Here is a 17,641-nt window from a genome sequence, read left to right on the forward strand (position 1 = left end):
CCACAAGTGCCGGGTGCTTCTGGCCACCCCCTCCGAACCTCCTCCGGGAGGAGCAGGTGATTTAGTCAATGCAAGAAGCGTGCTACTTGCCCGGCAGCTTGTCGTCGATGCCTTTCACGTAGAAATTCATGCCGAGGATCTGGCCGTCATCCAGGTGAGCGCCGCCCTTGCATTCGACCGGCTTGCCGTCCTGCCCAACGATCGGGCATTTGAACGGATGCAGCTTGCCCGCGGTGATCGCGGCCTGGGCATCCTCAGCCATTTTTTTCACATCGTCAGGCATGTTGGTGTAGGGCGCCATCGCGAACATGCGGCTGTCGAGGCCACCCCAGGTGTCCTCGGACTTCCAGGTGCCGGCGAGCTCGGCCTTGACGCGCTCGATATAGTAGGGCCCCCAGTTGTTGATGATCGAGGTCAGCTGAGCCTTTGGCCCGAACTGGATCATTTCGGAATCCTGGCCGAAGGCCAGCTTGCCACGTTCGCTGGCGATCTGCATGGCGGCGGGCGAATCCGTGTGCTGCATGATGACGTCGGCACCCTGGTCGATCAGCGCCTTGGCAGCGTCGGCCTCCTTGCCTGGGTCGAACCAAGTGTTGGCCCAGATGATCTTGACCTTGATGTTCGGATTGATGGTCTGCGCCGCCAGTATCGTCGCGTTGATGCCGGAGACGACCTCCGGAATCGGGAACGAGCCGATATAGCCGAGCACGCCCGACTTCGTCATCTTCGCCGCAATCAGGCCTTGAATGTAGCGGCCCTGATACCATTTCGCCGAGTAGGTCGACATGTTCGGGTTGCGCTTGTAGCCGGTAGCGTGCTCGAAATGCACGTTCGGATATTTCTTGGCGACCTTCAGCGTCGGATCCATGTAGCCGAACGATGTGGTGAAGATCAGTTTGTTGCCGGCGCGGACGAGCTGCTCGATCGCGCGCTCGGAGTCCGGGCCTTCGGGCACGTTCTCGAGATAAGTGGTCTCGATCTTGTCGCCCAATTCTTTCACCAGCGCCTGGCGACCGAGGTCGTGCTGATAGGTCCAGCCGAGGTCTCCAATCGGACCGAGATAAACGAAGCCGACTTTCAGCTTGTCGGCGGCGGAGGCCGCACTGACGCTCCCAGCGAGCAAGAGCCCGGCAGCCAGTGCAAGAAGTGATTTCCTCATCATCGATCTCCAAACTTCGGGGGAAGCCACGATCCGCAGCATGCGCGCCCCATCGTGCACACTGCGGAAACGAAATCTAGCGGTCGGGCACGAACACCGTGCCGAGCGCGGCCGGTGCGGTCGAGCCGCCCGTGCGCGCGCGGGAGAGCAGGACCAGCACGATGACGGTCGCGAGATAAGGCAGTGCCGACATGAATTGCGAGGGAATGCCGACGCCCCATCCCTGCGCATGCAGTTGCAGGATCGTCACCGCGCCGAACAGATAGGCGCCGACGACGAGCCGGCCCGGCCGCCAGGACGAGAACACCACCAGTGCCAGTGCGATCCAACCGCGGCCTGCGGTCATGCCCGGAATGAAGAACGGCGTATAGGCGAGCGGCAGATAGGCGCCCGCAAGACCCGCGCAGGCGCCGCCGAACATCACGGCGAGGGTGCGGATGCGCAGGACGTGATAGCCGAGCGCATGTGCGGAAACGTGATTGTCGCCGCAGGCGCGCAGGATCAATCCCGCTCGCGTGCGGTACAGGAACCACCACACGGCGACGATCAGCGCGATCGAGAAATAGACGAAGCCATTCTCGCCGAACAGCACGCGGCCGATCAGCGGAATATCCGTCAGGACGGGAATAGAGAGTTGCACGGCCGGCGTGATGCGCTCGCCGACGAAGCCGGCGCCGATCAGACCCGAGAGGCCAACACCCAAGATGGTCAGCGCAAGGCCGGTTGCGACCTGGTTGACGGCGAGCCCGAGTGCCATCAGCGCGAAGACGAGCGACATCAGCGTGCCGGCGGCGATGCCGAACAGCGCGCCGATAAAGATCGATCCGGTCAGCCAGGCGCCGGCAAAGCCACAGGCCGCGCCGACGATCATCATGCCCTCGACCCCGAGGTTGAGCACGCCGGAACGCTCGGCCACGAGCTCGCCGGTCGCCGCAATCAACAGCGGCGTCGATGCGGCAAGCACCGCCAGGATGATGGCCTCAACCAGCTCCACGGGCCATCACCTTTCGGTTCGGGAACACCAGCTTGAAGCGGTAGAGAATGAGGGAGTCGCAGGCGAGCACGTAAAACAGCAGAATGCCCTGAAAGACCTTGGTGACATCAAGCGGAATCTTCATCGCGATCTGCGCCTGCTCGCTGCCGATAAAGGTCAACGCGAGGAAGAGGCCTGCAATTAATATTCCAAGCGGGTTCAGCCGGCCGAGGAAAGCGACGATGATCGCGGTAAAGCCGTAGCCTGGCGAGATGCCGGGCTGGAGATGCCCGACTGGACCCGCCACCTCGATGATGCCGGCAAGCCCGGCCAGCGCCCCGGAGACGGCGAAGGTCAGGATGATCAGCTGGTTGGCGTTGAAGCCGCCGAACCGCGCGGCGCGCGGCGCAGCGCCGACCACGCGGATCTCGAAACCCTTGATGGTGCGCCCGAGCAGGATCGCGGCTGCCGCGACGACGAGCAGGGCGATGATCGAGCCGAGATGCAGCCGGCCGCCTTCGATCAGCAACGGCACGGTCGCTACCGGATCGAACTCGGCCGTGGTCGGGAAATTGAAGCCGTGCGGATCGCGCCAGGGGCCGCGCACGAGATAGTCGAGGAAGAGGTCGGCGACATAGACCAGCATCAGGCTGGTCAGGATCTCGCTGGCGCCGAATTTCACCTTGCAGATCGCCGGGATCAGCGCATAGAGCGCGCCCGCAGCGGCGGCGAGGACGAGCATAGCCGGCAGCACCCAGGCGCCGGCATCAGTACCTTGCGTCTTCACCGCGATCCAGCTTCCCGCGACTGCGCCGATCAGGAATTGCCCTTCGGCGCCGATGTTCCAGGCGTTGGCGAGATAGCACAGCGACAGGCCGATCGCGATCATCACCAGCGGCGTCGCCTTCACCGCGATCTCCTGGAGCGAATAGCCATCGGTGAGGGGCGCAATGAAATAGGCGTGCAGGGCAAGCAGTGGATTCTTGCCAAGGATCGCGAACAGGATGACCATGGTCACGATCGTGAGGCCAATCGCGATCAGGGGGGACACCAGCGCGATCGTGCCAGAGCGCTCGGCACGCTTCTCAAGCACCAGCTGCATGCGCGATCTCCTTTGGCTGCAGGCTGCTGCCGCCCATCAGAAGGCCCAGCTTCTCGCGGCTTGCTTCGCGTGCCGAGAGCGGAGCCGACAGCTCGCCGTGGAACATCACGGCGATGCGGTCGGCAATCTCGGCGAGCTCGTCGAGATCCTGGCTGGTCACGAGTACCGCGGCGCCTGCGGTGGCGAGATCAAGCAGCGCCTGACGGATGACGGCGGCGGCGCCGGCATCGACGCCCCAGGTCGGCTGGCTCACCACCAGTACCGCGGGATTGCGCAGGATCTCGCGTCCCACGATGAACTTCTGCAGATTGCCGCCGGACAGGCTGGCGGCCTCGGGATCGCGCTTGGCCTTGCGGACGTCGAAGGTTTCGGTGGCGCGGTCGACCGTTCTCAGCGTAGCCGCCGTATCGATGAATCCGCGACGGACCATGCCGCTGGCGGCATGGCCGGTGAGCAGCGCGTTCTCCGACAGTCTCATCCGCGGCGCGGTGCCGTGGCCGAGTCGCTCCTCGGGAACGAAGGCCGCCCCCAGCTTGCGCCGCTGGGTGATCGAAAGGTGACCGGCGGCGATGCCCTCGATCACCACCGTCCCGGGGGCCTTCGCGAGGCGCTCGCCGGAGAGCGCTGCGAACAATTCGTCCTGGCCGTTACCGGCGACGCCGGCGATGCCGAGAATCTCGCCGCCCTTCAGCTCGAATGAGATGTGCTCGAGCCGTACGCCGTGCGCTTCGACGGGAGCCAGCGAGAGATCGTTGACGACGAGCCGCGGCACGGTGGTCTTGCGGCCGGATGCGCCCTTCACCTCCTTGACCTCGCCGCCGACCATCATCCGCGCAAGTGAGGCGGCGGTTTCGAGCCGCGGGTTGCAGGTCTCGACCTTCCTGCCGCCGCGCAGGATCGTCGCGGTGTCGCAGAGCCGCTTCACCTCCTCCAGCTTGTGGCTGATATAGAGGATGGCGCGGCCCTCGGCCTTGAGGCGATCCAGCACGATGAAGAGCTGGTCAGCCTCCTGCGGCGTCAGCACCGCGGTGGGCTCGTCCAGGATCAGGAATTTCGGATCCTGCATCAGGGCGCGGACGATCTCGATGCGCTGACGCTCGCCGACGGAGAGTTGCCACACCTCACGCCTGGGATCGAGCGGCAGACCGTAAGTCTTCGACACCTGTTCCAACCGGGCCGACATGTCCTTGAAGGATTCCTTGCCGTCGAGGCCGAGCGCGACGTTCTCGGCAACCGTGAGATTGTCGAACAGCGAGAAGTGCTGGAACACCATGCCGATGCCGCGGATGCGCGCTTCGGACGGACCGGACAGCACGATCCGCTCGCCCTGCCAGTGAATCTCGCCGGCGCTGGGCTGGATCAGTCCGTAGATCGCCTTGACCAGCGTCGACTTGCCGGCGCCGTTCTCGCCCAGCAGGGCGTGGATTTCCCTCGGCCGGATCTCGATATCGATGCAATCGTTGGCGAGGAAATCGCCATAGCGTTTGGTGAGGCCGATGGTCCTCAGGAGCGGGGACTCGCCGGAATGCTGGCCGTTGGATGTCGGATCTAACATTCGTTGATGCGCTTGCATGGGTGACGTGCCTCAATACTGGGCCAGTTTGGACCCCGGCGTAAGATGTGAAAAAGCATCATCCCTTGCTCAACGCGTCGGCAGGCTCTCGGCCCAGCGCCGGTCATCGATTCCGAGCAATCATATCCCGCAAACAGCACCCGGACGGTTGGGGGCGATCGCGTCTGCGAGCGGTGCCTGTTGCAAATTTGTGACGGTCCAAGGCAAATCGGAACCCGCTGCGCAGACCTGACGCCATGTTGAGCAACGGACGCGTCGGTCGTCCATCGCGGGGAGCGCAGCGGCCGCAATGGCTGCCTCAATGCGGCACTCCACGGTGTCGTCCCCTTTGGGATGTGCTGCTACTTCGTCCAAACGCCGTCGTGCAGCGCTTCGGCTTCGTCTTCGAGCAGTGGGCCGACGACCTCCGTCGGCCGCTGGCCGCTGGCAAAGACCTCGCGGCATGGCAGGTTGAGCGTCGGATTTTCCGGATGGTTGCCGGTGATGCCGCGCAGGCGATGCTCGCTGAGGCCATAGACGACACGGCCAATACCGGCCCAGTAGATCGCGCCGGCACACATCGCGCAGGGTTCGGCTGAGGAATAGAGCGTGGCCTTCGCCAGCACCTCGCGATCGAGCGTACGGCAGGCCTGGGTGGCTGCGAGACGCTCGGCATGCGCGGTGCCGTCGCGATCCGGCATGTAGCCGTTCTCAGTCTCGATCAGCACCTTGCCGTCGGCATCGACGACGATACAGCCGAAGGGATGGTTGCCATGGGTGAGGGAACGGCCGGCGACCGCGAAAGACAGGCGCAGAAAGTGCTCGTCCCGCCCGGATGCGTCGCCCATCGATCCTCCGTTCAGTGCCCTGCCATGTGGCGGCCGACCACCGTGAGATCGGCTTCGCTGGTCCGCGCTTCATACACGAGTTCGCCGTGGAACATCACCACCAGCCGATCTGACAGTTCGAGCAGTTCGTCGAGGTCCTCGCTGACGAGCAGGACGGCGGCGCCGCGGTTGCGCGCGGCCATGATCTCGGCATGGATCTGCGCCACCGCCGCGAAATCGAGGCCGAAGCAGGGATTGGCGGCGATCAGCACCTCGACGTCGCCGCCGAGCTCGCGGGCCAGCACAGCCCGCTGCACATTGCCGCCCGACAGCGCCGAGATCGGCGTATCGGGCGTGCGGGTCTTGATCTTGTACCGGGCGATCTTCGTCCTCGCGTCGTCGCGAAAGGCGCGAGGGTTGAGCCACCAGCCGCCGCGGGCGAAGGGGGCACGGTCGAATTCCCGGAAGGCGACGTTTTCGGCGACGCTCATGCCGCCGACGCAGGCATTCTTCAGCGGCTCCTCGGGCAGCAGCGACATCCTGTGCCGCCGCATCTCCTCGCGGCTTGCGTGATAGGGATCGCCGGCGACGCGCACCTCCCCGCTCTCGGCCTCGCGCTGGCCGGCCAGCACCTCGACGAGCTGGCGCTGGCCATTCCCGGAAACGCCGGCGATGCCGACGATCTCGCCGGCGCGAACGGTGAGCGAGACATCGTGCACGGCAACGGCACCCGCATCGTCCAGGGCGCGGAGCTTTTGGAGCTCCAGCCTGGCCTGACCGGCTTCGCCGGTGCGCGGCGGCTGCACCGTCAACTCCTCGGCACCGATCATGGTGCGGGCCATCGCGTCCGGCGTCAGCTCGGAAACCTTGCCGGCTCCAGCGAGCTTGCCGCGGCGCAGGATGGTGACGTCATCGGCAAACGCCATGACCTCGCGGAACTTGTGCGTGATCATCAGGATGGTCAGCTCGCCCTCCACAACCATGTCGCGGAGCATGCCGAGCACCTCGTCGGCTTCCGCCGGGGTCAGCACCGAGGTCGGCTCGTCCAGGATCAGGAAGCGCCGCTTCAGATAGAGCTGCTTGAGGATCTCGCACTTCTGCCGTTCGCCGGCAGAGATGTCGGAGACCTTTCCGGAGAGCGGTACCTTGAAAGGCATGCGGCCCAAGAACGCCTCCAGCTCCTTCATCTCCTTCGGCCAGTTCACCACGGCTGGCACGTCGTCGCGCGCCAGCACGAGATTTTCGGCAACGGTCATCGCCGGCACCAGCGTAAAATGCTGATAGACCATGCCGAGGCCGAGCGCGTGGGCATCCTTCGGGTTGGCGATCGCCTGCTCGCGGCCGCCGACGAGAATGTCGCCTTCGGTCGCGTGGTAATAGCCCATGATGCATTTGACGAGGGTGGATTTGCCGGCGCCATTCTCGCCGAGCAGCGCATGGAACGAGCCCGGCCGCACCTTCAGCTCGACATTGTCCAGCGCCAGGAAGTCGCCGAAGCGCATGGTCATGGCGATGGCATCGACGCCGAAGGCGCCCGATGGCGGCGGCGTTTCGCCGATGATCACGAAATTGCTCCGATGAAGGCATCAGAGGTCGAGACTGCGCCGAACACGCCGCCCTGCATCTTGATCATCTTCAGCGCGTGGTCGTGGTTGCTCTTGTCGGTCGCGCCGCAGCAATCGTGCAGCAGGACGCATTCGAAGCCGCGGTCGTTGGCCTCGCGCATCGTGGTGTGGACGCAGACGTCGGTCGTGATCCCGGTCAACACGATGTTCTCGATGCCGCGCACGCGCAGGATCAGCTCCAGATCGGTGGCGCAGAACGAGCCCTTGCCGGGCTTGTCGATGATCGGCTCGCCCGGTAGCGGCGCGAGTTCTTCGATGATGTCCCAGCCGGGCTCGCCGCGCACCAGGATGCGTCCGCACGGGCCGGGATCGCCGATGCCGGCGCCGATCTGGCGCGAGCGCCAGCGCTTGTTGGCGGGCAGGTCGGAGAGATCGGGGCGGTGGCCCTCGCGGGTATGGATGATATGGAAGCCTTGCTTGCGCATCACTGCGAGCAGCCGCTTGATCGGCTCGATAGGTGCCCGTGTCAGCGAGAGGTCGTAGCCCATCTTGTCGACATAGCCGCCGACGCCGCAGAAATCGGTCTGCATGTCGATGATGATCAGCGCCGTGTTCTCGGGGCGGAGATCACCATTGTAGGGCCAGGCATAGGGCTCGGACTTGATGTAGCGCTCGGGCATGGACGACCTCGTGCGTGTTACCGTGTGATCGAGAGTTCGGCGGGCGCGCCGGTCAGCGTCCGCTTCGGCGAGCAGGTGATGATCATGATCGCCAGCGTCAGGATGTAGGGCGCGGCGTTGAATAGGTGATAGCCAGAGGTGACGCCGACCGATTGCAACGCCGGACCCAGCGCCGCCGCGCCGCCGAAGGCGAGCGAGGCCCACAGGCAGAGCAGGGGATCCCAGCGCGCGAAGATCAGGAGCGCCACGGCGGTGATGCCCTGGCCCGAGGAAAGGCCCTCGTTCCAGCTTCCGGGGTAGAACAGGGACAGAAACGAGCCGCCGATGCCCGCGAGGAAACCACCGGCCATGGTGGCGCGCAGGCGGATCAGCAGCACGGAATGGCCCATCGCGCGTGCGGCATCCGCGCTCTCGCCGGCGGTGCGGATGAGCAAGCCCCAGCGGGTGGTGCGGAAGGCCCAATAGAGGATTGGCGCCAGCGCCACGCCGATCAGGAACAGCACGTTGATGCGCAGCGCTGCCTGGACTTGCGGGATGTCGCTCCACCAGCCGAAGTCGACGGCGGGCAGCCGCGGCGCTGTCGGCTCGATCAGCGGCTTGCCGAGATAGAACGCAAGGCCAGTGCCGAACAGCATCAAGGCGATGCCCACGGCAACGTCGTTGACGCGCGGCAGCGAGCAAATGCCGGCATGCAGCGCACCCAGCAGCGCGCCGGTGATGCCGGCGGCAAGCACCCCGAGCCACGGAGAGCCGGTGAGATAGGAGATGCCATAGGCGCTCATCGCGCCCATCACCAGCGTGCCTTCCAGGCCGAGATTGATGCGGCCCGCGCGCTCGGTGATGCATTCGCCCAGGCTCACGAACAGGAAGGGGGTGGAGACGCGAATGGCGCCGCCGAGGACGGCGAGCGGGACGGTCCAGAGGCCAATCGATCCGTCTGCCATCTCAGGATTTTCCCTTCAGGAATCCGATGCGGCCGTAGAGCGCATCGCTGGCGAGAACGAAGACGAAGATGATGCCCTGCAGCACCAGCACGGACGCATCGGGCAGCCCCAGGCGGCGTTGCAGCAGGCCGCCGCTGGCGCTGATGCCGCCGAGCAGGATCGCGACGGGAATGATGGCGAGCGGATTCTGCCGCGCCAGAAAGGCGACGAGAATGCCGGTGAAGCCGTAGCCGGCGGCGAGGTTGGCGTTGGTGCGTCCCTGCACGGCGGCGACCTCGACCATGCCGGCGAGGCCAGCCGCGCCGCCGGCAAGGAAGCAGACGGTCAGGATCAGCTTGTCGACGCCGAGACCGACGATCTTCGCAGCACGGATGTTGCCGCCCGCCACGCGCGCGGCGAAGCCGAACACGGTGTGATAGATCAGGATGTAAGAGGCGATCGCGGCGATCAGGCCGAACACGAGCCCCCAATGCACGTCGGTGCCGGGAATGGAGCCGATCATGTTGGCGGCGCCGATCTCGCGGGTGGACGGCTTGTTGAGGCTGGCGGGGTCGCGCATCAGCCCCTCGACGAGATGGTTGAGGATCGCGAGCGCGATGTAGACGAGCAGCAGGCTCGAGATGGTCTCGTTGACGCCGCGATATTGCCGCAAGCCGCCTGAGAGCATGATCCACAGCCCGCCGCCGATCACGCCGGCGCAGACCATGGCGACCTGGACGACGAGCGGCGGCATGCCTTGAAGCGCGAGTGCGGCGCTGGTTGCGGACAATGCGCCCATCAGCAGCGCGCCTTCGCCACCGATGATGACCATGCCGAGCTGCGCCGGCAGCGCGGTACAGAGTGCGGTGAGGATCAGGGGCGCTGCGCGCGTCAGCGTGTTCTGCCAGGAGAACCAGGTGCCGAACGCGCCGTAATACATGTAGAAATAGAGATCGAGCGGATTCTTGCCGAACATCGCGACGAAGATGCCGAACACCGCGAGCGCGCCGACCAGCGCCGCGCCCGGGATCAGGACATATTCGATCGTGCCGCCGTGACGCTGGAGGAAACCGGGATCGGCGGCCGGGGCGACTGTCCCGACCGCCTCCGTGGAATCCGCCGCTTCCGTCGTCACGAAGTGGCTCCGAGCACGCCCTCGACCAGGTAGTCCATCTTCTCCAGTTCAGGATCCTTCTGGCCGCGGTCGGTACCGACAGGGATCACCGTCTTGCCCTTGTTGTCGACCAGCCCACCCTTGAAGATGGCGAAGCCTTCTGCCGACAGGAATTTTGCCTTGGCCGCGTCGGCCGCCTTGCGCGCTTCGGCCGAGACCGCTTCGCCATAGGGCGAGGTCTTGACGATCTCTTCCTTCAGGCCGCCGCGGTAGAAATTCGGGATGCCTTCGCCGGAGGCGATCATCTTGACGAACTTCGGATAGAGCGCTTCCCAGTTCCACTCCGCGCCGGTGAGATAGGCCTTGGGTGCCAACGCCGACTGGTTGGTGTGATAGCCGCAGACGAAGGCGCCGCGCCGCGCCGCGTTCTCGACCATGGTCTTGGGCCCATCGACGTGGCAGGTGAGCACGTCCACGCCCTGATCGATCAGGCTGTTGGTGGCTTCGGCCTCCTTGACCGGCATCGACCAGTCGCCAGTGAAGATCACCTGCGTGGTGGCCTTTGGATTGACCGACTTGGCGCCAAGCGTGAAGGCGTTGATGTTGCGCAGCACTTGAGGGATCGGCTTGGCCGCGACAAAGCCGAGCTTGCTGCTCTTCGATGTCAGGCCGGCGACGATGCCGGAGATGTACTGAGCCTCGTCGATATAGCCGAAATAGCTGCCGGCGTTCTTGGGGTCCTTCTCGCTCCAGAGGCCGCCGCAATGCTCGAAGCGGAGCTTCGGGTACTTGTTGGCCATCTTGATCATGTGCGGATTGTAGTACCCGAACGAGGTCGGGAAGAGCAGGGTGGCGCCATCGAGATTGATCATGGACTCGATCGTCTTCTCGACCGCATCGGTCTCCGGCACCTTCTCCTCCTCGACCACCTTGAGGCCGGGAATCTTCTTCAGCGCCGCCGCGCCCTGCGCGTGCGCCTGATTGTAGCCGTAGTCGTCGCGCGAGCCGACATAAATGAAGCCGATGGTGGTCTCGGCCGCGACGGCCGGGCGCAGGCCCGCTGCCGCGCCGAGGGTGAGGGCCGCGCCGCCCTGCAACACATGACGTCGTGAAATCCTGCCAGAATCCATTGCTCGCTCCCCTTGGCGGATGTTCCGCCTTGATCTCACGGCTGCGCCGGCGTGGCGGAGCCGGGGTCAGATGTCGCAAGCTTCGTGCCAGAGACTATGAAGCATGCAGTTTGCGATAAGTATTTGAAATAAACATGAAATAATCAGTGTGCTGAACTTGGCGAGGAAGGCGGCAGACTAATTTATGGGCAATATAAAAGCATTGTATGCAGTGGAGTTGAGCAGCCGAACCTGCTCGCGCATGTGCATGACGGTCGTCGGACGGTCGGCCGGCAAGGCGCATTCATGCTAACCACGCGCTGACTGGGACGGCGCCGGAGGATGTTCGCTGGCACCGAACTTGTATCGATTGTCGTCAGGACCGCCGTGTCCTCAAAGATGGAAAGCTCGCCGAGATGGGCGCTGGTACCGTTCACGATGCATCGCTCGGCAATGAGATCGTTCGCCGGATCAACGAGCTCGGCGCGATCTCGGAAGAGCCCGAAAAACTCACCCGCATCTTCCTCAGCAAGGAGCTACGCAAGGCCGCGGACCTCATCATGGGGTGGATGCGCGAGGCCGGCATGAGCGCCCATCTCGATGCCATCGGCAATGTCTGCGGACGGTACGAAGGCGACCGGCCGGGCATGCCCTGCCTGATGCTCGGGTCGCATTACGACACCGTGCGCGATGCCGGCAAATGGGATGGACCGCTGGGTGTGATCACGGCGATCTCTTGCGTCGCTGATCTGAACCGCCGCGGCAAGCGCCTGCCATTTGCGATCGAGGTGATCGGTTTTGCCGACGAGGAGGGGGTGCGGTTCGCTTCGACCTTGCTCGGCAGCCGTGCGGTGGCCGGCACCTTTGATGAGAGCGTGTTGAATACGCGCGACAGCAACGGGGTGTCGATGCGCGAGGCGCTCGTGCAGTTCGGTCTCGATCCCGACCATGTCGATGCGGCCGCGCGCGCGCGGCGCGAACTGCTTGCCTATCTCGAATTGCACATCGAACAGGGCCCGGTGCTGGAAGCGCAGAACCTGCCCGTGGGCGTCGTCACCGCCATTGCCGGGGCCACGCGCCTTGCGGCACGGCTCTCCGGTATGGCCGGTCACGCCGGCACCGTGCCGATGGCGCTGCGCCGTGACGCGCTCGCCGGTGCGGCCGAATGCATCAATGCGATCGAGCAATTTTGCCGCACCGACGAGGGCGGCCTCGTCGGCACCGTCGGCTACATCCAGGCGAGGCCCGGCGCGACCAACGTCATTCCGGGCGAAGTATCTTTCACCATCGACATGCGCGCGCCGACCGACATGCATCGCAAGCGCGCGGTGGCCGATATCGTCCGCCAGATCGAGGCGATCGCCAAGCGGCGACAGCTGGCGCTTCAGCTCGACGTTACCCACGAGAACCGCACCGCACCCTGTGCGCCTTGGCTGAAGCAGCAGATCGCGCAGGCGATCGAAGCCGAAGGCGTCTCCGTGTTCGAGCTGCCGAGCGGGGCAGGGCACGACGGCATGGCCATGATCGACATCGCCGATGTCGGCATGATCTTCGTCCGCTGCCGCGGCGGCATCAGCCATCACCCGGACGAGCATGTCGCGCTCGCCGATGCCGACGCCGGCGCGCGTGTGCTGCTCAGGGTGATCGAGAATTTCAGGCCGCGTAAGGCCTAGGCGAGCGTCACGAACCCGCAAGTCACCGGGTAGAGATACGAATCAGTCATGCTTAAAACGGTGGCCATCATCGCGAGGGTCACGAGACAATCAGCCGATTGACGGACATGAACAGCGACATCTCTTTTCCATCACATCGTGAAAACCGGTTCTATCAGGGGATGGCTGCGACCTTCGTCGCCAACGCCCTTCAGGCGGTCAATTTCCTCGGTGATCGATTCCTGAGACAATCGCATCATTCGTTGTCGGCGATCGAGGACCTCTATCGGCACTCGATGGACAGCGCCTTTTCGGTGACCGAGGCCTTCCTCGTCACCGGCGCACCGCACGCCTCCGCCTATTACCCCCGCGACTTCGCCTGGTTCTATCCCGACGTTCTCGATCCTGAAACCATCATGGATGCGCAGGACGCGGTGCGACGGGTCCGTCTGCTCGAGAAGAGCGTGCGCCTGCTGCTGGAGGCCGTTCGCGCCGACGTGGTCACCACGACCATCGTACCGGCCGGGCGCGGCCGGTATCTCGGCGTGAACTATTTTTCGCGACCCTCGGATACGCTGCTCGGCATTCTCGCCGGTCTGCAGCAGATGATCTCTGCCGAGGAGAGGGCGTCGTCTTACCTTGCGATGTCGCAATGCGCGCACGCCGGCCGCTTGTTGCTGGCCGAATATGGCGGAGACCTGAAGCGCGCGATCCTGAAGCTTGCGAGCGAGCTGGAGTCCTTCGACGCTGACGGCACCAGATACTTGCTGTGCGACGCCAACGGCCCGCGCTCCGCGGCGACGGATACCCGCGCCGAGCGCCGGCGTTTCGTCACCAATGCCTGCGTCTGCACGACCTTCGTGTGGGGCGTGCAGCTCGGGATCGTCGGCGAGAACGAGCTGAAGCGGCTGCTCGGGCGCGACCTTGCGCAGTACAAGAGGGATCTGCTCCGCCTCTTCGGCAAGAACGGCTACATCAGGCATTCCCTGGACGGCCCGGCGAGCTCACCGGCATCGTCGGTCGCATTGGATTTCGTCAGCGTGCATCGGGGCTTCTGGGATATGAGCGAGGCGAGCGAGCGCGCGCTGTTCGCGGCCACGACGGATCTGATCATCGCCGAGCCACGGTTTCGCATTCCGAGCACGTTCCACTTCCTGGTTTCGGCGGACAACCCGCGGACCAAGATGATCCACAAGATTGCAGCTCCCGCATATCAGGGGCGTTCCTCCTGGCCGACGTTCAACGTCGAATTTGCCGACCGCATGCTGGATTACGATGAGTTCTCGGGTGGCGATACCTATCGGGCCTGCGCGCAAGGAATCCTGAAGGACATTCGCGCCGCGACCGAACTCCACGGCGGCTATCAGGAGCTGATTTCGGAGCAAGGTCTGAAGTATCGCACCTGGGCCTATAAGGGTGCCGTGGCCCACTCGTGGTTTCCGCGCTTTCTGTCGGTCTGGAGGAGGGCCTACGGCACGCCACTCCTCCAGTGGAACGATTGATCGCCGAACCTCTATCCCGCCGTCACGTCGACCACCTCGCCGCCCTCCAGCACCTTGGCCGCCTTGGCCGGTCGAGATCGCCTTCCCGGGCCGCGACCACGACGGTTGCGACGCAATTGCCGACGAGGTTGCCGAGCGCGCAGGCCACGGTGCCAGATTGTCGCGGTTTCACCCGAGAAACCGGCTTATTCCGCCGCCTTCGCCGTCTTGCCGAACATCCGCGTCGGGGCCGGGAAGCCGCACGAGGTGCCGTCGGTGACCTTGACCTGATTTTCCCACGGCAGTCGGAAGGTGCCGGCGACCATGTCCTGCATGAAGGTGTAGGGGCAGTCCATCGCGCCGCCCTTCACCGCGACATAGCCGCGGTGCCAGAGCTGGTAGATGTTGTTTTCGACGCCCCAGTTGATGCGGGCTTCGCGCACGAGATCCGGCCGGACCTCTGCGGTGATGATCTCGTCGGCACGGCCGGTCGTACCATGCGCCAGGACGGTGCCGTCGAAATTGACGATCATGCCTTCGCCCATGGAATCGAACGAGCCGTCCGAGCCGCACATGCAGACATTTGTGGTGATCATCAGATTCTGAAACGAATTGGCCTGGTTGGTGAAGCGCCAGGCTTCGCGGATCGGCGCGGTGTAGCCGGCGGTGCGGATCATGATCTCCGCGCCTTTGTAGGCGCATTCCCGTGCCATCTCCGGGAACATGCCGTCATGGCAGATGATCAGCGCGATCTTCGCGCCCTTCGGTCCCTCGATCACGGGAATGCCGATGTCGCCGGGCTCCCACGGCTCGACCGGAATCCAGGGATGAAGTTTGCGATAGTAGAGCTTGATCTCGCCGTGATCGTCGATGATCAGGCCCGAGTTGTAGGGATTGCCATGCGGGTTGAACTCCATGATGGAGAAGCAGCCCCAGATCTTGTTATCGACACAGGCCTGCTTGAAGGCCGCAACCTCCGGTCCGTCAAGCCGACACATGATCTCCGGATTGGTGTCCATCGACAGGCCGTGCAGCGAGTATTCGGGGAAGACCACCAGATCCATGGTGGAGAGATTGCGGCGGGCCTTGCCGACCATCCAGACGATGCGCTCGGTCTGCCTGGCGAGATCGGCCGCGCTCACCACGCTAGGCAGCTGCAGCTGCACAAGTCCGATAACCACACCGTTGGGGGATTTGTTCAGCCCGCCAAGCCCGTTCATGATCAGCTCCCTTGCCTGTCTGGCGCAGCGTCGTTGCGAGCCAGATCTTGTCGCAAGAAGCAAATCCGATTTCGATGAAGAGCTAAAGGTTATTTTTCAGGCGATGGCGCAGTTACGCGGCAGCAGGCGATCTCGTCACGCCACGAGATCGAGCAGCCGGCATGAGCCGCGCACCAGCACCTTGCGTCCTGTGGATGTTATCGCAGGCACGCCGTCATTCATGACAACGAGGCCGAGCTTGGCGAGGCTTTCGACGAGATAGGCCTTCGCGAGGCGACCGTTCGACACCGGGTTGCGAAGCGCCTTTAGCGCTTCCCACTGGTCGGTCGATAGATCAACGTCGAAATCGTTGCTCATGGTGCCTCAGCCGATCGTCCGGTTCGCGTGCCCCTGTTAGCGGCGCCGCATGAAGACCATGCGACGACAATGAGTCGGGAATTCGGTCAGCTGTTTAGAACATCTCTTCACAAATTGCGGCACTTCGTTGCGCCACAAGAGTTAACGTCGTTAGTGCACGACTACCGTCACGTTCTCCGATCACTAATTGATGATCCGCACTTGATGTTGCGATGCGAGCTGCCGCAGTGCACGGCAAGCATCACTGTCCTATTTGGCGTCGCGATATGCACAGAAATGATGAGGCGGGAGATTGAGGACTCTGTTACCTTGGCCTGCGGGGAATGGCTTCACACGGCCGGAGTGGAGTGCATGAACAGGCTGGTGGAAATTCGCAGTCAGGAATTCCTTTGCCGAGAGCGCGCGGCGCTCGATTCGAAGCGCCGGCCGTTCTGGCTGGCGCAGGCAGAAGAATGGGAGCAGCGCGCGCTCGATGAAATCGCGCGTCACTTTCGGGAATGCAATCAGGCCGAGCTGAACGCCGCCTGACGGAGGCGGCTGTTATTGCTTATTGATAAGTCGCCACAATATCGGAAACAGCGCGTTCGAGCTGTTGCGCGGTGGCGCATTGGCGCACGACGCTGCAAAAGGTTGCGTAGCGCGGCATCTCGGAATCGCCAAAGCCCCAGGCGAGCCGCCCCTCGGGATTGAGCCAGACCAACCGCTTCGAACGCTCGGAGATCCGGCGCAAAATGTCGGCGCGTGGGTCGAGATTGTTGCTGCGGGCATCGCCGAGCACGATCACCGTGGTCTGCGGCGTCAGCGCGCTCATGAACTCCTTCTCGAAATCGACCAACGAGGCGCCGTAATCCGACGAGCCGAAACCGACCTTGGACATGATCTCGGACATCGCCTCCTCCGGCGACTTCGTCTCCAGGATCTCGCTGACCTCGATCAGGTGCGAAGAGAAGGCGAAGGAGCGGACGTCGTCGACCACCTCGTGCAGCGAGTGGATCAGCAGCAGGAAGAAGTCCGAGACTTGCGCAACGGAGCCCGAGACGTCGCACAGCGCGACGATCTTCGGCCGGTCGCGATGCTTGCGCTTCCATGCCGTGAGGAAGGGCACGCCGCCCCAGGCCGCGTTGCGGCGGAGCGTTCGGCGAACGTCGAGATGGCCGCGGCGCTGGCGCTTGCGCGGCTTGGAATAGCGCTCGCGCAGCCGGCGTGCGATCTGGCGGATGAGGGCACGCATCTCGGCGACCTGGCGCCGCTCGATGCGGGCAAGCGGCGCGTTGCGCAGGATCTCGTTGCGGAGGTTTTCGGCCTCCTCGCGGGCATAGAGTGCGAGCCCTTGCGAGACCGTATCGCGCACGGCTTCGCGCAAGGCATCGAGCGCGGCGCGCAGGCGCTCGGCCAGCGACGGGTTGGTCGCGGTCAGTTGGTCGAGATCGTCGCGCAGGCGCTGGAGGCCCATGGCGTCGAGGATGCGGCTGGAGAATATGCCGCGCTGGGTGGAGTAGCGGATGTCGGACAGGGAGGCCGCGCCGGAGGCGCTGGCAATCGCGGCAGCGATCGCGTTGCGATCCTGCGACAATAGCATCTGCGCCAAGGGACCCAGGCCCTGGGAAGGCTGACCTTCGCCCGCCTCGCTCGCCGAGCCGGCGGAGGGCGGCTGATCCTCGCCTTGCGCAGCATCGTCTTCGCCGGCAGCCTCAGGCTGCTCCTGTCGCGGCTCCGGCTGGCTGAAGAACAGATCAAAGCAGTCGCCGAGCGCGAGCTTCTCGTCCTGCGACTTGGCGAGCGTCAGCAGCAGCGCATCGCGTAGCACGGCGCGGTCGGAGATGCCGACCTGCGCGACGGCGCGCATCGCATCGATGCTTTCGGCCGGCGAGACGTGAACGCCAGCCCCGCGTGCCGCCCGAAAGAAGCGATGGAGATTTTCGCGCAT

Annotated in this window: 16 protein-coding genes and 1 pseudogene; 3 read left to right on the plus strand and 14 right to left on the minus strand. The window is 64.3% G+C overall.

What is annotated here, in order from left to right:
- Positions 1–82: 82 nt before the first annotated feature.
- The 10 genes from I6F37_RS19640 to I6F37_RS19685 form a co-directional block, all read right to left on the minus strand.
- Entirely contained in the window at positions 83–1,159 is a 1,077-nt protein-coding gene (locus I6F37_RS19640; protein ID WP_225152343.1) for a BMP family ABC transporter substrate-binding protein, read from the minus strand.
- Between the two features lie 76 nt (positions 1,160–1,235).
- Positions 1,236–2,153 carry an ABC transporter permease gene (locus tag I6F37_RS19645; RefSeq protein ID WP_225152345.1) on the minus strand — a complete coding sequence of 306 codons (918 nt, stop codon included), beginning with the start codon at positions 2,151–2,153 and terminating at the stop codon, positions 1,236–1,238.
- Positions 2,140–3,234 (minus strand): ABC transporter permease, encoded by a 1,095-nt coding sequence (locus tag I6F37_RS19650; RefSeq protein ID WP_225152346.1) that lies wholly within the window; start codon positions 3,232–3,234, stop codon positions 2,140–2,142. The genes I6F37_RS19645 and I6F37_RS19650 overlap by 14 nt, the downstream gene beginning before the upstream one ends.
- Positions 3,218–4,789, minus strand: coding sequence for an ABC transporter ATP-binding protein (locus tag I6F37_RS19655; RefSeq protein WP_225152348.1), 1,572 nt, complete (start codon positions 4,787–4,789; stop codon positions 3,218–3,220). The genes I6F37_RS19650 and I6F37_RS19655 overlap by 17 nt, the downstream gene beginning before the upstream one ends.
- A 359-nt stretch (positions 4,790–5,148) precedes the next feature.
- Complete coding sequence (locus I6F37_RS19660) at positions 5,149–5,634, minus strand: nucleoside deaminase (protein ID WP_225111995.1); 486 nt, start codon at positions 5,632–5,634, stop codon at positions 5,149–5,151.
- An 11-nt stretch (positions 5,635–5,645) separates the two neighbouring features.
- Positions 5,646–7,178: an ABC transporter ATP-binding protein gene (locus I6F37_RS19665; RefSeq protein ID WP_225152350.1), complete on the minus strand. Its 1,533-nt coding sequence runs from the start codon at positions 7,176–7,178 to the stop codon at positions 5,646–5,648.
- Positions 7,175–7,858, minus strand: a complete 684-nt coding sequence (locus I6F37_RS19670) for a cysteine hydrolase family protein (protein ID WP_057028619.1) — start codon at positions 7,856–7,858, stop codon at positions 7,175–7,177. Before I6F37_RS19670 ends, I6F37_RS19665 begins: the two co-directional genes overlap by 4 nt.
- 17 nt (positions 7,859–7,875) lie before the next feature.
- Positions 7,876–8,802, minus strand: coding sequence for an ABC transporter permease (locus tag I6F37_RS19675; RefSeq protein WP_225152352.1), 927 nt, complete (start codon positions 8,800–8,802; stop codon positions 7,876–7,878).
- 1 nt (position 8,803) lies between these two features.
- Positions 8,804–9,916 (minus strand): ABC transporter permease, encoded by a 1,113-nt coding sequence (locus tag I6F37_RS19680; protein ID WP_225152354.1) that lies wholly within the window; start codon positions 9,914–9,916, stop codon positions 8,804–8,806.
- Positions 9,913–11,025 carry a BMP family ABC transporter substrate-binding protein gene (locus tag I6F37_RS19685; RefSeq protein WP_225152356.1) on the minus strand — a complete coding sequence of 371 codons (1,113 nt, stop codon included), beginning with the start codon at positions 11,023–11,025 and terminating at the stop codon, positions 9,913–9,915. The genes I6F37_RS19680 and I6F37_RS19685 overlap by 4 nt, the downstream gene beginning before the upstream one ends.
- 395 nt (positions 11,026–11,420) lie before the next feature.
- On the opposite strand from I6F37_RS19685, the gene I6F37_RS19690 reads away from it, so the two are divergent.
- Positions 11,421–12,677: an allantoate amidohydrolase gene (locus I6F37_RS19690; RefSeq protein ID WP_225152358.1), complete on the plus strand. Its 1,257-nt coding sequence runs from the start codon at positions 11,421–11,423 to the stop codon at positions 12,675–12,677.
- Positions 12,678–12,784: 107 nt separating this feature from the next.
- A complete protein-coding gene (locus tag I6F37_RS19695; RefSeq protein ID WP_225152360.1) occupies positions 12,785–14,158 on the plus strand; it encodes a hypothetical protein in 1,374 nt (457 codons plus the stop codon).
- Positions 14,159–14,169: 11 nt separating this feature from the next.
- On the opposite strand, the pseudogene I6F37_RS45760 reads toward I6F37_RS19695, so the two are convergent.
- The 3 genes and pseudogenes from I6F37_RS45760 to I6F37_RS19705 form a co-directional block, all read right to left on the minus strand.
- Positions 14,170–14,306 (minus strand): annotated as a pseudogene (locus I6F37_RS45760) (C4-dicarboxylate transporter DctA); the annotation flags it as partial.
- A gap of 37 nt (positions 14,307–14,343) precedes the next feature.
- Complete coding sequence (locus tag I6F37_RS19700; RefSeq protein WP_225152362.1) at positions 14,344–15,357, minus strand: formamidase; 1,014 nt, start codon at positions 15,355–15,357, stop codon at positions 14,344–14,346.
- A gap of 135 nt (positions 15,358–15,492) precedes the next feature.
- The gene (locus tag I6F37_RS19705) at positions 15,493–15,714 is read right to left on the minus strand and encodes a hypothetical protein (protein WP_225152364.1); all 222 of its coding nucleotides are present in this window, start codon (positions 15,712–15,714) and stop codon (positions 15,493–15,495) included.
- A gap of 351 nt (positions 15,715–16,065) precedes the next feature.
- On the opposite strand from I6F37_RS19705, the gene I6F37_RS19710 reads away from it, so the two are divergent.
- On the plus strand, positions 16,066–16,242 hold the full coding sequence (locus tag I6F37_RS19710; protein WP_192893126.1) for a hypothetical protein: 177 nt from the start codon (positions 16,066–16,068) through the stop codon (positions 16,240–16,242).
- Positions 16,243–16,261: 19 nt separating this feature from the next.
- On the opposite strand, the gene I6F37_RS19715 is transcribed toward I6F37_RS19710, so the two are convergent.
- The gene (locus I6F37_RS19715; protein ID WP_036007773.1) at positions 16,262–17,641 is read right to left on the minus strand and encodes a VWA domain-containing protein; all 1,380 of its coding nucleotides are present in this window, start codon (positions 17,639–17,641) and stop codon (positions 16,262–16,264) included.

The sequence above is a fragment of the Bradyrhizobium sp. NBAIM08 genome (assembly GCF_020193935.1).
In the GTDB taxonomy this organism is placed as follows: domain Bacteria; phylum Pseudomonadota; class Alphaproteobacteria; order Rhizobiales; family Xanthobacteraceae; genus Bradyrhizobium; species Bradyrhizobium yuanmingense.